The sequence below is a fragment of the Sporosarcina sp. Y1004 genome, assembly GCF_057669665.1.
In genome coordinates this window covers 17,319-33,237 of record NZ_JBYHFQ010000003.1, presented here as the reverse complement: position 1 = coordinate 33,237, position 15,919 = coordinate 17,319, and the positions used below count along the sequence as shown (strand labels likewise).

The 15,919-nt window shown below is 40.7% G+C and carries 17 protein-coding genes; 13 read left to right on the top strand and 4 right to left on the bottom strand.

Annotation, left to right across the window (positions count from 1 at the left end; genetic code table 11):
* Positions 1-22: 22 nt before the first annotated feature.
* A complete protein-coding gene (gene lexA, locus AC25Y6_RS03030) occupies positions 23-643 on the bottom strand; it encodes a transcriptional repressor LexA (protein ID WP_482100518.1) in 621 nt (206 codons plus the stop codon).
* A 202-nt stretch (positions 644-845) separates the two neighbouring features.
* Here lexA and yneA point away from each other — a divergent pair, with 202 nt between their 5' ends.
* The 6 genes from yneA to AC25Y6_RS03000 all read left to right on the top strand — a co-directional run bounded on the left by yneA (position 846) and on the right by AC25Y6_RS03000 (position 5,261).
* Positions 846-1,160 (top strand): cell division suppressor protein YneA, encoded by a 315-nt coding sequence (gene yneA / locus AC25Y6_RS03025; RefSeq protein ID WP_482100519.1) that lies wholly within the window; start codon positions 846-848, stop codon positions 1,158-1,160.
* Positions 1,153-1,815, top strand: coding sequence for a YneB family resolvase-like protein (locus tag AC25Y6_RS03020; RefSeq protein WP_488142110.1), 663 nt, complete (start codon positions 1,153-1,155; stop codon positions 1,813-1,815). Before yneA ends, AC25Y6_RS03020 begins: the two co-directional genes overlap by 8 nt.
* Positions 1,816-1,879: 64 nt before the next feature.
* Positions 1,880-2,113: a DUF896 domain-containing protein gene (locus AC25Y6_RS03015; RefSeq protein WP_482100521.1), complete on the top strand. Its 234-nt coding sequence runs from the start codon at positions 1,880-1,882 to the stop codon at positions 2,111-2,113.
* A 75-nt stretch (positions 2,114-2,188) separates the two neighbouring features.
* Positions 2,189-4,195 (top strand): transketolase, encoded by a 2,007-nt coding sequence (gene tkt, locus AC25Y6_RS03010; RefSeq protein ID WP_488142024.1) that lies wholly within the window; start codon positions 2,189-2,191, stop codon positions 4,193-4,195.
* A 179-nt stretch (positions 4,196-4,374) separates the two neighbouring features.
* Entirely contained in the window at positions 4,375-4,824 is a 450-nt protein-coding gene (sirA, locus tag AC25Y6_RS03005; protein WP_482103983.1) for a sporulation inhibitor of replication protein SirA, read from the top strand.
* A gap of 182 nt (positions 4,825-5,006) precedes the next feature.
* A complete protein-coding gene (locus tag AC25Y6_RS03000) occupies positions 5,007-5,261 on the top strand; it encodes a YneF family protein (RefSeq protein ID WP_482100524.1) in 255 nt (84 codons plus the stop codon).
* A gap of 162 nt (positions 5,262-5,423) precedes the next feature.
* Here AC25Y6_RS03000 and AC25Y6_RS02995 read toward each other — a convergent pair whose 3' ends face one another.
* Positions 5,424-6,350, bottom strand: coding sequence for an alpha/beta hydrolase (locus AC25Y6_RS02995; RefSeq protein ID WP_482103984.1), 927 nt, complete (start codon positions 6,348-6,350; stop codon positions 5,424-5,426).
* A 15-nt stretch (positions 6,351-6,365) separates the two neighbouring features.
* Positions 6,366-7,268 carry a hydroxymethylglutaryl-CoA lyase gene (locus tag AC25Y6_RS02990; protein ID WP_488142023.1) on the bottom strand — a complete coding sequence of 301 codons (903 nt, stop codon included), beginning with the start codon at positions 7,266-7,268 and terminating at the stop codon, positions 6,366-6,368.
* Positions 7,269-7,345: 77 nt separating this feature from the next.
* On the opposite strand from AC25Y6_RS02990, the gene AC25Y6_RS02985 reads away from it, so the two are divergent.
* Positions 7,346-8,530, top strand: a complete 1,185-nt coding sequence (locus tag AC25Y6_RS02985; protein WP_482100527.1) for an acetyl-CoA C-acetyltransferase — start codon at positions 7,346-7,348, stop codon at positions 8,528-8,530.
* A 19-nt stretch (positions 8,531-8,549) separates the two neighbouring features.
* The gene (locus tag AC25Y6_RS02980; RefSeq protein ID WP_482100528.1) at positions 8,550-8,801 is read left to right on the top strand and encodes a DUF3886 domain-containing protein; all 252 of its coding nucleotides are present in this window, start codon (positions 8,550-8,552) and stop codon (positions 8,799-8,801) included.
* Positions 8,802-8,949: 148 nt separating this feature from the next.
* On the opposite strand, the gene AC25Y6_RS02975 is transcribed toward AC25Y6_RS02980, so the two are convergent.
* Complete coding sequence (locus tag AC25Y6_RS02975; protein WP_488142022.1) at positions 8,950-9,222, bottom strand: alpha/beta-type small acid-soluble spore protein; 273 nt, start codon at positions 9,220-9,222, stop codon at positions 8,950-8,952.
* A 207-nt stretch (positions 9,223-9,429) separates the two neighbouring features.
* On the opposite strand from AC25Y6_RS02975, the gene AC25Y6_RS02970 reads away from it, so the two are divergent.
* The 5 genes from AC25Y6_RS02970 (at position 9,430) to AC25Y6_RS02950 (ending at position 15,858) form a co-directional block, all read left to right on the top strand.
* On the top strand, positions 9,430-10,695 hold the full coding sequence (locus tag AC25Y6_RS02970) for a sensor histidine kinase (RefSeq protein ID WP_488142021.1): 1,266 nt from the start codon (positions 9,430-9,432) through the stop codon (positions 10,693-10,695).
* 11 nt (positions 10,696-10,706) lie between these two features.
* Positions 10,707-11,597 (top strand): response regulator, encoded by an 891-nt coding sequence (locus tag AC25Y6_RS02965; RefSeq protein WP_488142020.1) that lies wholly within the window; start codon positions 10,707-10,709, stop codon positions 11,595-11,597.
* A 374-nt stretch (positions 11,598-11,971) separates the two neighbouring features.
* Positions 11,972-13,258 carry a cation:dicarboxylate symporter family transporter gene (locus AC25Y6_RS02960; RefSeq protein WP_488142019.1) on the top strand — a complete coding sequence of 429 codons (1,287 nt, stop codon included), beginning with the start codon at positions 11,972-11,974 and terminating at the stop codon, positions 13,256-13,258.
* A 797-nt stretch (positions 13,259-14,055) separates the two neighbouring features.
* Complete coding sequence (gene solA, locus AC25Y6_RS02955) at positions 14,056-15,237, top strand: N-methyl-L-tryptophan oxidase (RefSeq protein ID WP_488142018.1); 1,182 nt, start codon at positions 14,056-14,058, stop codon at positions 15,235-15,237.
* A gap of 207 nt (positions 15,238-15,444) precedes the next feature.
* Positions 15,445-15,858, top strand: coding sequence for a cupin domain-containing protein (locus AC25Y6_RS02950; RefSeq protein WP_488142017.1), 414 nt, complete (start codon positions 15,445-15,447; stop codon positions 15,856-15,858).
* The last annotated feature ends 61 nt before the right edge of the window (positions 15,859-15,919 follow it).

The window sequence follows — 15,919 nt, the reverse complement described above, 5'->3', positions numbered from 1 at the left end:
ACATGGAATTACATGTCTATCCTTAATGAATCGTACGATAAACACCAACGACTTTACCGAGTATCGATACATTATCAAGAATGATTGGATCCATAGATTCATTTTCAGGTTGAAGACGGAAATAATTTTTTTCCTTGAAGAACCGTTTCACCGTCGCTTCATCGTCTTCTGTCATTGCTACGACAATCTCACCATTATTAGCTGACTGTTGCTGTTTAACAATAACATAATCACCATTAAGGATTCCCGCTTCAATCATACTATTCCCAACAATCTCAAGCATAAAGAGGTTGTCCTCCGAAGTGCCGTACGATTCAGGGAGAGGGAAGTACTCTTCAATGTTTTCAATGGCTGTAATCGGAAGACCTGCAGTAACTTTACCGACAAGAGGGACATGTAGAACTCCGGGTTTCATCGTTTCCAACCCTTCAGGATCCAGGACTTCGATTGCTCTAGGTTTAGTCGGGTCTCTTCTAATGAAGCCCTTGCTTTCTAAACGAGCTAGATGACCGTGAACAGTTGAACTTGAAGCTAGCCCCACAGCCTCCCCAATTTCCCTTACGGAAGGTGGATACCCTTTTTTCTTTACCTCTGATTTAATGAATGTCAGAATGTCTTCCTGTCTTTTTGAGATTTTCTTCACAACAATCACCCCTTAACTAAAATTCTTACAACAATCAAAAATCGTGAAAGTCTCACCGAAATTCGAGTTATTTCAATAGATTCATTATATCAGCCCACTATAGTAATGGCAAACACAAGTTCTAATAAGTGTTGACATCCAGTTTTGTATTTCCTATAATGAAAACAGTGATACGAACAAACATTCGCAAGGGGGAAAAATGATGACTTTCATTAAAAACAACGGTTATGGTATATTTATTGTTATTTTATGTTTAGGTTTTGCAATTATAGGAGTTGGTAAATATGAAACGAAGCAAGCTGAAGTCACTACAATTACAATTACTGAAGGGGACACGCTCTGGGGCCTTGCATTTCACCACTCGAAAAACATGTCGTCAGAGAAATGGATTAAAGAAGTGATGACTCTAAATAATCTGTCCTCCGCAACAATCAAGAAGGGAGAAGATTTGCTTTTGCCAACTATACAGACACATGAAGACGACAGTGTACAACTGGCCGGTGGTACTGATGACTGAGCCGCGAAAGAAGTGCGTCATTTATTGCCGAGTGAGCACAGAAAAAGAATCGCAGGAACTATCACTTACGAGGCAAGAAGAGGAACTTGAAGATTTGGCTAGTGAACTCAATTTAGAGCTTGTCACTACATTCGAGGACAAACATAGCGGTTACGACATTGACCGAGAAGGATTGCTTAGTATGCTGGATTACATCCGCGATGAAGAAGTAGATGCAGTACTGATACAAGATGAGACGAGGCTCGGACGTGGGAATGCTAGGATGGCTGTTTTGCATCTGTTGTTGAAAACAGACACAGCCGTTTATTCACGCAATGATAGTGGGCCAATTGCACTTAATGAAATGGATACGATGTTACTTGAAATTTTGGCAGTAGTTGAAGAATATCAACGGAAAGTGCACAACGCCAAAATCAGACGGGGTATGAAACGTGCTGTCAGGGAGGGGTATCGTCCTGAACGCAATTTGAAAAACAGAGGAAACGTTGAAGGCCGAGAGCGTATCGAAGTGCCAATCAGTGAAATTGTCTCTTTGAGAGAAAAAGGGCTGACTTATGAAGAAATTACGGGCGTCTTGAAAGGGCTCGGTCATAACATCAGTAAAGCGACTGTCCATCGGCGCTTTAAAGAATATGAAACAGAGCAGGGAGTCTGATTTATTGCACTTTCTGTTTTTTTTGTATACGTTTGTATTTATAACGCAAAATGGAGGAAAAAATATGCTATCACCAGATAAAATCAAACGAATTAATGAACTCTCAAAGAAATCGAAAACAACAGGTCTATCTATCGAAGAAGCTAAAGAACAAACACAATTGCGGAAAGAATATCTTGAGACATTTCGCTCATCGATGCGGGACACAATCGAGCATGTCAAAGTGCTTGATCCAGAAGGAAATGACGTGACACCCGACAAGGTGAAAAACGCACGTAATGGCAAATACCTAAATTGAACTTTGCAATCACTGCGCTGATTGTCTAAACTAGGATATGAAGATAAATAGACATCACGGGAAAGGATGTACACAATGACTCAACAGATTGACCAGCTAGCTATCAACACAATTCGTACACTCTCAATTGACGCAATCGAAAAAGCGAATTCCGGACATCCGGGATTACCGATGGGCGCAGCTCCAATGGCGTATACGCTATGGACAAAACATATGCATCATAACCCTTCAAACCCACAGTGGTTTAACCGCGACCGATTCGTACTTTCAGCAGGACATGGATCGATGCTTCTATATAGCCTCCTTCATCTAGGTGGATACGGTCTCCCAATGGATGAAATCAAGAACTTCAGACAATGGAACTCCAAAACACCTGGACATCCTGAATATGGCCATACGGTAGGCGTTGAAGCAACGACAGGTCCGCTTGGACAAGGGATTGGTATGGCGGTTGGTATGGCAATGGCTGAAAAACACCTTGCTGCTACATACAATCAAACTGACTTTGACGTTGTGGATCATTACACGTACGCGCTTTGCGGCGACGGCGATCTCATGGAAGGTGTGGCGGGAGAAGCGATTTCACTAGCTGGACACCTGCAATTGAATAAATTAATTGTCCTTTATGACAGCAATGATATTTCACTTGATGGTGAACTAGACATGTCATTCTCTGAAAATATCCGTAAACGCTTTGAATCATACGGATGGAATTACATCCGTGTTGAAGACGGCAACAACATAGGCCTTGTTTCAACAGCAATTGAAGAAGCTAAAGGCAATGTTGGAGGCCCGACGATGATTGAAGTTAAAACAGTCATCGGTTATGGTTCACCGAACAGATCCGGAAAATCAGATGCACATGGTATGCCACTAGGCGAAGATGAAATGAAATTAACAAAAGAATATTACAAATGGACATTTGAAGAAGACTTCCATGTTCCTGAAGGTGTCTATGAAACATTCCAAGAGGCGGCAGAGAAATTAGGCGCGCAAAAAGAACAGGAATGGAACAAACTATTTACAGATTACGAAGCAAAGCATTCAGATCTCGCGAAGCAATTGAAAGATGCAATTGACCGTAAATTACCGGAAGGCTTCGAGAAATCTTTGCCCGCCTATGAAGCCGGTTCTTCACACGCAACACGTTCTGCTTCTGGTGAAGCAATAAATGCAATTGCCAAACAGCTTCCTTCGTTCTTTGGCGGAAGTGCAGACCTAGCAGGTTCGAACAAAACGACAATTAAAGGTGCAGGCGATTTCCTTCCATCTAATTATGGCGGACGTAATGTATGGTTTGGTGTTCGTGAATTCGCAATGGGTACAGCGCTTAACGGAATGGCTTTACATGGCGGGTTACAAGTATTCGGAGGTACTTTCTTCGTGTTCAGTGACTACGTGCGTCCAGCAATTAGATTATCATCACTGATGGGTGTACCAGTCACATATGTATTCACACACGATAGCGTAGCGGTTGGTGAAGATGGTCCGACGCATGAACCGGTCGAGCATTTGGCTTCCCTTCGTGCAATGCCTGGACTCTCTGTTATCCGTCCGGCAGATGCGAATGAAACAGCAGCTGCTTGGAACATTGCCGTATCGTCAAAAAATACGCCAACAGCACTTGTGTTGTCCCGTCAAAACTTGACTGTCCTTCCAAAATCGGCTGAACTAGCGATGGAAGGCGTTAAAAAGGGTGCATATATCGTTTCACCAGCAACCAAAGACAAAGCAGATGCGATTTTAATTGCAACTGGTTCAGAAGTGAGTCTTGCAGTTTCTGCACAAGCGCAATTGTTGTCTGATGGAATAGACGTAGCGGTAGTTTCTATGCCTTCATGGGATCTGTTTGAGAAACAAGAAGATGCATACAAACAAAGCGTATTGCCTAAGGATGTTAAAAAACGCCTCGGTATTGAGATGGGCGTTTCACTTGGCTGGCATAAATATGTTGGTGACGAAGGGGCAATCATCGCTATTGATACATTTGGCGCAAGTGCACCGGGAGATACTGTCATCAAAGAATTTGGATTTACTGAAGAGAATGTAATAGCTAGAGTTAAAATGTTAATCAGTAACTAATTTAAATGAAGCTGTACTGTTTGTCTGGAAAAAACCAGGCTGACAGTACAGCTTTTTTTTGTCAATTGACGAAAGATTCAGTTATCCATATTTTCCGACAGTAATAGTGTCGTTCCGTTCCGCAATGTGACACTTTTCTTGACTCAATCGATGTAATCTATTAGTAGGGGGTGGCATTTTTGAGAGCATACGGAATTTATAAGGTAAAGGAGATGTACCAGCCATTCGTCATTGGACGCGAACGGTTATTATATGATCTTTTAAAAGAAGATGAGCAAGAGATTGAGTCTATGCCGGAGGTTCATTACTTATGTGACAGACTTGAAGCGGAAATGATTGATGAAGCAATTATCGCGAACCTTGGTAAAGGTTTCTCATCGATTGAAACGCGAGATGGGGAATATAAACTGACACACCCCGTCAAAGGCTCCATACTAATTTCCTTGTCCACTTACTCACTTAATGTTCTTTGTGACGGATCGCGCATGTTGGATTTGGACTTATTTGTAGCCTTGTCGGGTGCAGACGACCGTTTCTTTGCAGTCATGGACGGGCATGGGGAGTGGGGATGGCTTAAACCAATTAAAACAACTGAATTTCGTCCATATGAAGAAAATGTATACCTATGAAAGAGTAGGCATACATACCAATGGGGCTGCCTAAATATTCACTTAGGGGCCTTTTTTTTTTGCCTGAAAAACGAGAAAAATAAAATCTAATAGCTAGGTCCATTGCTATTCACTGCGGCTTTGTTGTATAATCCTTGATGGTAGAGTAAACTCGAATAATAGAGATAGAGGAGGTATAGCGGATGACTACTGTATGGTGGATTGTTTTGATCATCGTCGCGCTATTAGCAGGTTTGGCCCTTGGATTTTTCATTGCACGTCAATATATGATGAAATATTTGAAAGACAACCCGCCAATTAATGAAGACATGTTACGTATGATGATGATGCAAATGGGACAAAAACCTTCCCAGAAAAAAATTAATCAAATGATGATTCAAATGAACAAAGTAAGTGACAAGAAAGACAAAAAAGTTAAGAAAGAAACAAAAAAATAAAAACGTACTTATCCATAGACTGTATGTTAACTAAAAGGAGGCAATTCGTTCAAATTTGAACGAATCGCCTCCTTTTCTTAAGCAATGAAGTGTATTCCACGGGATTAGGCTAAATTCATGTGCTGTTCCAGCGGAATCCTTAGACGAATGAACTTTCTCTTTTTAATCCGAAAAACCGAAACGGCTTAGAAACTCTTGCACTGTTTTTTCGTATTGAACTGGATTATCATTGAACGACTTGGCGTGCATGCCATTTTGAAACAATTTCAGCATTTTGTCGCCAGGTTTTGCCTCGTACAATTCCTGCGTCATATAGGGAAGGATGAAATCATCTTCCATACTGTGAATGAAAAGTACGGGTTTGGTAATGTTTTTCACGACTTCACGAGGAGATACCAGGTTTAGTGTATAGCCGTCACGCATTTTGAGAAAAATATTTGCAACCCGCAAAGCCATCGTCGATCGGATAGGTGTACTTTTTCGTAAAATATGGAGAATTTGTTCGGAGAAATCCGAAAATGGACAATCGACAATATGGAAATCTGTTTCGTCCTCATACGTACCCGCATACAATAATGTCGTAGCGGCTCCCATCGATTCGCCATGGATACCGAGCAAGGCCCTTTTACCAATCCGCTCACGTACGGCATGAACAATCGCTTGTAAATCAATCTTTTCATAATAACCGAAACTCGTCGTTTTTCCCCCTGAATCTCCATGACGTCGATGATCGAATATGACCGAATTGTAACCCAGTCGTTCAAAAAGACGGGCATACTTCATCGAATTAATTTTATTTTCAGTAACACCGTGGCAAATAATCACCGTTTTTGCTGTTTCAAGTGGCTTCAAAAAGATCGCTCTCAATAAATACCCATTCGGTGATTCAATCCACATATTATCTTTACGTACTGTTTCATACCATCTCTCATCAAATCGTTTCGCAATGATTTCACGTTCCAAAATAACATCGGAATCCTTCAACTTTAAAAACATTAGCTTATTCGTTGCGACAACCCCGAAAATGGTCAGTAAAGCCGTAAAAACACTGGAAATCACACCGGAGAGATAAAGAACGCGCCGTTTCAAACCACTCAACTCCTTCTACAATTGCCCGTTTTCGAACAATCTGTACATACCTGTGTCAATTGGCCGTGACACATGCGGCGCAATCACTCGGACTGCTTCACAAACCCTTTTTACATCGATACCCGTTTCGATACCTAGAGAATGTAACATATTCACTACATCTTCAGTCGCTACATTGCCTGTTGCACCTGGAGCGAATGGACAGCCGCCTAGGCCACCTGCAGAAGTATCAAACCGATCAATACCTGCTTGCAGCGCAGCAAAAATATTGGCAATCGCCATTTTGCGTGTGTCATGGAAATGAGCTGTCAACAACACGTCTGGAAATACCTCTTTCAATGTCTTGAACAATAGGTAACTTTCACGGGGATTGGCTTTGCCGATAGTATCCGCGACACTCAATTCATCCGCACCCATCGCTACAAAACGTTTGCAAAGTGCAACAACATCCTCTAACTCTATCTTCCCTTCATACGGACAATAAAACGCGGTTGAAATACAAGCCCTGATAAAAATGCCATCTTTTTTTAATTTCTCAAAGACGGGCTGGAGTGCTTCGATGCTTTCATCCGTAGAACGGTTAATGTTTTTCATGTTAAAAGTATTGCTCACCCCAACGAACACGGCAATACTAGTAGCACCTGCTTCAATCGCAAGCTCGGCACCTTTGTCATTTGGCGCAAGAACGAATTGTCTTCCGACTTTCTTCGACTTTTCAACAATTTTTTGTGCATCCGCCATTTGCGGCACCCATTTCGGTGAAACAAACGAAGTCAGCTCCATTTCTTGAATACCTGCCGCTTGTAAAGCTTCAATAAATGCTAGTTTGTCATTGTCATTGACATACTTTTTTTCATTTTGTAACCCATCGCGAGGTCCAACCTCGATTATTGTAGAAATGTTTGGTAAACTAAACATAGCATCCCTCCTTTAGTATATTGTAATGAAGGGATGCATATACAGGCAACATAAAAAGAGAATTGGGGGAAAAAGAAATGTCAAAAGAAGTCGTAATAGTCAGTGCAGTTCGTTCAGCAATCGGGTCGTTCCTTGGCTCGTTGAAAGATGTACCAGCAACAGATCTTGGGGCAACGGTCATAAAAGAGGCGTTAAAACGTGCTGGAGTGGCGTCGGACAGTGTTGACGAAGTAATCATGGGGAATGTATTACAAGCTGGGCTAGGACAAAATCCAGCTCGGCAAGCTGCTATGAAAGCGGGACTTCCAGAAGCGGTTTCTGCTCTGACAATTAACAAAGTATGCGGTTCTGGGTTAAAAGCTGTTCATCTTGCTCGCCAGGCAATCATTGCAGGGGATGCAGACATTATTGTTGCAGGCGGCATGGAAAATATGAGCCAAGCGCCATTCTTAATGAAAAACGGTCGTGAAGGCTTTAAAATGGGTGACCAGAAAATTATTGATAGTATGATTTCAGATGGACTATGGTGTGCATTCAACGATTACCATATGGGTGTGACGGCGGAAAACATCTGTGAACGTTATTCGATTACACGTGAAGAGCAAGATGAATTTTCAGCAAAATCACAACAAAAAGCGGCAGCCGCTATCGAAGCTGGGACTTTCTCAGAAGAAATCGTTGCGATTGAAATTCCACAACGTAAAGGCGACCCTATTATTTTCAATCAAGATGAATACGTCAAAGCAGGCACGACTGCTGACAAGCTAGGTAAACTTCGCCCGGCATTCAAAAAAGATGGTAGTGTAACAGCAGGAAATGCATCAGGCATTAACGATGGTGCAGCAGCATTCGTTATCATGTCGAAAGAGAAAGCTGACGAGCTTGGCTTGACGCCGCTAGCAACAATTGTAGCGAATGGCAATGCAGGTGTTGATCCGTCAGTTATGGGTCTGGGACCAGTCGAGGCAGTTAAAAAAGCACTCAATAAAGCAGATATGGAACTATCCCAAATCGATTTAATTGAAGCGAATGAAGCTTTCGCGGCTCAAGCGATTGCAGTTGGAAGAGAACTTGAATTTGAAGAGTCCAAACTGAATGTCAATGGCGGCGCAATCGCACTTGGCCATCCAATCGGAGCGAGTGGAGCGCGTATCCTCGTGTCACTTCTGCACGAGATGAAACGTCGTGATGTGCAAACCGGTCTTGCTACATTGTGCATAGGCGGAGGACAAGGCGTCGCAACAATCGTTAAACGCGGGTGAACGAAGGCAGGTGAAACAAATGGCTAAAAAACGTAAACAAGCTGTACCACAGCCAAAAAAGAGAAACAATGAAGGATCGGTATTTTCCGATGCACTTGATGATGACATTCTTGAAAAGTTAAAAGCGGCAAAAAAGGCTTTGTTAGCTACTGAAGAAACAAAAGAAGAAGAACGCCAAGAGCAATTGCGCATCGAACGGATAGAACGTGAGAAGAACAAAAGCTTTGGAGAACTTCTGAAAGAGTACGAAGAGGATGGTTTGAAGTCCTAATAACAAGCACCGGCCGCAATTTGGTCGGTGCTTTTCTATGTGCCTGGTTTCCGAGTAGTCCAACGAACGCGGTAGAGAGTCCAACCAAAATGCTGAAGTGTCAAACAAAAAAACGCTTGTCCCACGTAGCCTGGGACAAGCGTTAGATTCATTTCTTCAACATTTGTTCTTGCGCCATCCTCACCATTTCTTTTACCATATTGCCGCCAATTGGGCCGCCAATTTTTCCTGCCTCTTCAGATGTTAATTTTCCGTTATAGCCTTTCGACAATGGAATCCCTAGTTCATTTGCTATTTCATATTTCACGTTATTAGGCTCAGACGTATCGATGTCGTAGCCTTGTGCTTTCATGACATCTGCTTTTAGTCGATCCAACGCATCTCTTGCACTAGGAACTAAAATTTTATTTTTGCTTGCCATTTTATCTCCTCCTAATTGTAGTGTTCCCAGAATGGGAAAATCACAACTAGATAATGAAAAAAACGTCAAAATTCGAATACTGCAGGCATTTTCGCGAATAGCCAACTATTCTTTCCTTCCATTTTTCATTGAATAGGTCGATAATAATTATTAATAAACAGTTGGACAGGGCATATGTTGCTTAATCATGTCGGTAAGGAGAAATTAATGTCTTCAATAACTAAACTTAAAAAAATTATCGGGGTTAATAGCGTTTCTTACGTTTTAATCGCTTTATTGACCACGATTTTCAGTGAAATAAAAGTAACCCCTTTCAACGGGGAGCATTTTCGTTTCGGGTTAGGCAGTATAGCGTTCTTTTTACTACTTCTCATTCGTCCTATTGTGCCTATGATTCGAACGGGGTTCATCACGGGGATGACAGTCGTTTGTTTTCGACTAATTGGCGATTTGACGAATGAGTCAGTTTCTTTTATGACAAGTTTACAAATTCACTTTCCTTCCTTCTTGTATTATTTTATATTTGCGCTTGGATTCAGCATTATTAAAATAGAATCATACAAAGCAACTCCATTGCTTTTAGGGGCATGGGCTTTCCTATTCGAATTCATTGGAAATAGTGCGGAGCATTTAATGCGCTATTTATTAGCGATACATGTTGACTTAGGTGGTCAAGAGTGGGCTTTGGTAGGAGGGATGGCTTTATTTCGAAGCTTTTTTGTGGTTGGACTTTATAGCATGATTACGGTTTCGGAACAAAAGAAACAGATGTCAGAAATGCTTGAAGTGGGGGCAGACCTTTATGCAGAAAGTCTTTATCTGCAAAAGTCATTAGATCATATCGAACAAATTACGGCGGCAAGCCATGAGTTATATCGGAAATTGAAGAAGGGAAATCTTCAAGATTTAAGTGTGCAAGCATTGCTAATTACGCAAGAAATACACGAAGTGAAAAAGGATGCTCAGCGGATTCTTTCCGGGATTTCAAGAATTTCTACGGAAAAAAGAAATGATGTCATCTATCTTTCCGAAGTGCTAAACTTGGTCGTTACTGCAAATGAAAAATACAGTATGCTGCTAAAGAAAAAAGTCGTTTTTCATCAATCACTCACTGTTGACTTTGAAACAAATCAACAAATCCCATTGCTTGCTCTTTTGAATAACCTCACCGCAAATGCAGTAGAATCAATTGACCAACGCGGTGAAATCGAATTAACGATATTTGAGGACATTGACGATACCTGTTTCATACTAAAAGACACTGGAAATGAAATTCTAGAAGCGGATTTGCCCATCATTTTTGAGGCGGGCTATACGACGAAATTTAATAATCATGGTGTCGCAGCAACGGGTATAGGATTGCCTCATGTGCAACATATTATTCAAACACTTGAAGGTCAGATTCGCGTTGAATCTTCGGCTAAAGAAACGGTTTTTCGATTCCGAATTCCAACGAAGAATATTAGAAAGTAGGTTGAATCGAGTTGCGTTATTTTATTGTAGATGATGATACAGCCAGTCGGAAAATGTTGGCGAAAATAATTACGGAAGGCGAACTGGGAAGCGTAATTGGTGAGGCAGAAAGTGGAGTAAAATCACTCCCCCTTATAAATTCAACAAATCCCGATTTCATCTTAATAGACCTACTAATGCCTGAATTAGACGGAATCGAAACGATGGAACAAATAAGAAAGCAAGGGTTTCAGGGCCAATTCATTATGATTTCGCAAATTGTGAATAAAGAAATGGTTGGTGAAGCATACGAAAAAGGTGTAGAGTTCTTTATACATAAGCCTATCAATCGCGTTGAAGTACTGAGTATCCTGAAAAAATTATCGGAAACATCTCGTCTAAGAAAGTCTTTACTGTCCATCCGAGAATCGTTAGCTCATATCGGTACGCCGATTGCTCAACCTAAGAGGAAAAATATAAAAGAAATCGTATTAGCGTTGTTAAATGATTTAGGCATTATCGGTGAGCCAGGTAGTGAGGATATGGTCTTAATGATGGAGCATTTAATGGATCGTAAACAGACGGATACTCAGTTTCCACCCTTGAAAGACCTATATGAGACGGTAGCGAGTTTACATAAAACGGATGATATAGAAATAAAGAAAGAAAGTAAGTCAATTGAGCAGCGGATCCGCAGAACGATACTTACTGCAGTCACGAACATTGCAACACTTGGCTTAATCGATTACATGAATCCAAAGTTTGAGTACTATGCGTCGCGTTACTTTGAATTTGAGGAAATACGGCGGCGAATGAAAGAGATTGATGAAAACAGCAATGAATTGACGAAAGTCAAAATAAATATAAAAAAATTCCTTCAAGTGATGTATCTCGATACGGCTGAAAAGCACAATCAATCCTGACTAACAAAACTCCGTACATCAAAATAGGCCACTGAAAAAGTCCATAACTAACGTTAGTGCTGAGGAATCACCAGGGTAGGCTCTTCGGCAAATTGTGGATGGCTCCCATCTGCGCTTGTTATTCCTTGGTAATCCGTCGGAAAATGTCTATAGTCTATTAGATGGATAAAACAACTTCTACCAAATTGGCGGGAAGTTGTTTTTTTTCATCATAGTTGTTTCAATGGCTTTACATCAAGTAGGAGGATTTTTCCATTTCGGCATTGGTAAAATGAAATATTAAAATTAAATGTCGGTTTTTGTCGGATTCTGTAACTCCCTCATATGCTTACTTATAAGTAAGCATTTTCATCAATGGAAAAGAGGTGGATCCTATGAAAAGATTTAAATTTAAATTCACATTGGCGTATCAAATACTCCTTGGATTGATCCTTGGGATTACTATCGGGGCGATTTTCTTTGGAAACCCTGCAGTTGAAACGTATTTGCAGCCCATTGGAGATATGTTTATCCGGATGATTAAAATGATCGTAGTTCCGATTATTGTTTCTACGTTAATCGTTGGAGTTGCGGGAACCGGGGATTTAAAAAAATTAGGTAAACTAGGTGGAAAAACACTTCTTTACTTTGAAATTGTTACAACAGTTGCGATTATCGTTGGTTTACTAGCGGCAAATCTATTTAAACCAGGCGTAGGTTTGGATATGTCCACAATGGAAAAAGGGGATATTTCGCAATACGTACAGACAACTGAAGAAGTAGAGAATAATGGTATAATGGACATTATTGTAAACATTGTTCCAAGTAATATTATCCAATCGATGGCTGAGGGCGACATGCTTGCCATTATTTTCTTCTCAGTGTTATTTGGTTTAGGTGTCGCAGCAATTGGTAAAAGAGGAGAACCGATACTTTCTTTCTTCCAAGGGACCGCAGATGCAATGTTCTGGGTTACGAATCTCATTATGAAATTTGCTCCATTTGGTGTGTTTGCCTTAATCGGGGTAACGGTTTCGAAATTCGGGTTAGAGTCTTTAATTCCACTTGGGAAATTACTCGTGTTAGTGTACGCAGTAATGGCGTTCTTTATAGTGGTGGTTCTAGGCGCAATTGCGAAGATGTGTGGGACGAGTGTTTTCAGTCTTATGAAAGTACTGAAAGATGAATTATTGTTGGCGTACTCCACGTCTAGTTCAGAAACGGTATTGCCGAAAGTCATGGAGAAAATGGAGAAATTCGGGTGTCCGAAAGACATTGTGTCCTTCGTCATTCCAACGGGTTATTCATTTAACTTGGATGGATCCACACTCTACCAAGCGCTTGCAGCGATCTTCATTGCGCAAATGTATGGAATCGATTTAAGCATTATGCAACAAATTACATTAATGATCGTATTAATGGTTACCTCTAAAGGAATTGCGGGTGTACCTGGCGTTTCTTTCGTAGTTCTACTTGCGACACTCGGTACTGTAGGAATTCCACTTGAAGGACTTGCCTTCATCGCAGGAATCGATCGGATTCTAGACATGGCAAGAACAGTTGTCAATGTAGTCGGTAACGCATTGGCAGTCGTTGTTATGTCTAAGTGGGAAGGTCGATTCGATGCTAGTAAAGAGATAAAATATCTGGCTACTATTCGCAAAACTAGCGTGAGCGTATAAGGTATAAGAAATTAAAATAGGAAAGTCGTTTATTACAAAAAAAAGCATGGTCCTACTCGGATCATGTTTTTTTGTTCCCTATTTCTTCATGACTTGTACTTCATGCACAATGAATTCTAGTTCTTACTAGGAAACTTGAGCATTAGTATCCAATTGTTACTTGCAATAAATTGATATATGCTAAGACTAATCAAATGATTGACTATTCCGACGGTTTGGCGATTGGGATTTAACACAAACCTAGAACTTGTGGAAGAGTATTAAGTTATTTGATGTGCATGCGTTCCATCATAGTTATGACAGTAACCAGAATTCTATCAAATCATGTTTAACTTACACAATCCCATGTTGTAATTTCACTAAGATTGATAGGGGAATTTGTTCTTTAAAGCCATATTTTTAAAGGAGGAAATGGGTATGGTTAGTAACAAGGAAATTATCAAAACTAGTCATTGAAAAACAATTGCAGTTGGAAATGAACCTCCCACGACTGAAGTCACGGGTGTTCTTGGCTTAATAATAAAGTTGCGGTTAGGTAGCAAGTAAGATTTCCTAAATAACACTTCTGTATTTTGGGGATGCATTCGACATAAGCCCGACAGCTTCGCTGCCAGAATTATGGTTTCGACTGCCCTTGGTATGTCACTAATGTTCTGTTTATACACCTAAAAACAAATGTCTTTTACATGATTGAATGGCTATTTTAAAGTTAGTCCACTCCTAGTAAAAGGGATTTTTTCAATGGAGGTTGCGATGAGGAATGTCAAAACCTATTTTATATTGAGAGGAGTATTATTATGGTGAAGAATTATGAAGTAATTATTGTAGGCGCAGGTTCAATGGGAATGGCCGCAGGCTATTTTTTAGCGAAACAAGGCGTTAGTACTCTACTGATAGATTCACATGACCCGCCCCATGCACAGGGTAGCCACCACGGTGATACACGAATCATTCGCCATGCATACGGTGAGGGAAGAGAGTATGTCCCTCTTGCACTTAGATCTCAGGAGCTATGGGATGAACTTGAGAAGATTACCCATCACAAAATATTTTCACGAGTAGGTTCAATCGGTTTTGGTCCTAAAGGTGAATCTGCATTTATTGATGAAGCGATTGCCAGTGGGAAAGAATATAACCTGGAAATCGATCTCCTAACGGGCAAAGAAATGAATGAACGTTGGCCGGGGCTAACTGTCCCTGAGGACTATATTGCATTCCATGAACATAACTCGGGATTTTTATACAGTGAAAATTGTATAAGAGCCTATCGGGAGCTGGCAGAACATCACGGTGCCGAGTTCTCAGTAAACAATCCTGTTGAAGATATCGAAGTTTTTAACGACTCCGTCAAAGTAATTACAAATAAGGGAACATTTACTGCGGACAAGTTAATTCTTAGCGGTGGTGCTTGGAGTGGGAAAATAGCCAAAAGCCTAAACCTAAATCTACCAATTACGCCTACGCGTCAGCCAGTAGCATGGTTTGAAGCCGAAGAATCGCTTTATAATACGAATGCATTTCCTACCTTTATGGTTGAAGTTCCAACTGAAACATCAAAGGCAATCTATTATGGATTTCCAACTTTCGGGGGATGTGGCGTAAAGGCTGGAAGACATGAATTTATTGATAAAATTGATCCAGATACGATGAATCGTGAATTTGGCTCCGATGAGAATGACGAAGGACATATTCGTGAATTCTTGGAAAAGTTCATGCCACAGGCAGCAGGAAAGCTTAAGAGAGGCGCAATTTGTATGTATTCCAGAACGCCAGATGGACACTTTATCATCGATAAGCATCCGGAGCATCCACATATTTCGATTGCAGCGGGTTTTGCGGGACATGGATTTAAATTTGCTAGTGTTGTGGGAGAAGTGTTAAGTCAGTTGGCGGTATCTGGTGAAACAGAGCATGATATATCCATTTTTTCAATCGATCGCCCGGCTTTAAAACCTATGTTGGAAACAGCGGTAAAATAGGGACACGGTAAGCGATTACAGCAAGAGTGATACAAGTAGAACTCGTCCGTTGGCTTTGATAAATGAACAGCTATGCCGCCTTTTATATTTTTATATCAGCTGTTAACTGAATTTTCATACCAACAGAGTTTCATTGGCGGGAAAAAAGAATAGTACCGTATTATTTTCATGCATGTTACTTTTCAAAAAAAATTAGGGGGTAATAGAATGTCTAGAAAAACAGTAACGAAAAATGAAGTGAAACTATTGTGTGCTAAGCCTGGTATTCAATTAATAAAAGCGGGGACATATAAACTTAATGAATTGAGCGAGCTACGTGGAACTCCGAATCTGAAAGGGCAAATTGTTGATGTTCCACTTACAACTGAAAAGGCTGAATTGACAATGGGTTACTTTGCACTACAACCTTCGGAAGACTATTCTGCAGACTTTGATTTCATTGAAATAAAAGTTGTAACGAGTGGAACAATGATTGTTCGTGATATAGAGGGGAATAGGTATGTGGGAGAAGTTGGAGATGTATTGGTATTTTCTCCGAATACGACGGTTATTTTCGATGGAGAAAGCGATGGAGAAGCTGTATATTTCAAAAATGTAGTAGCTACCCCTAGTTATTTGTAAGTAAAAGAATCCAATAGAAAACGTGCCTGCGCAATACGTGTAGGCACGTTTTAATTAACTG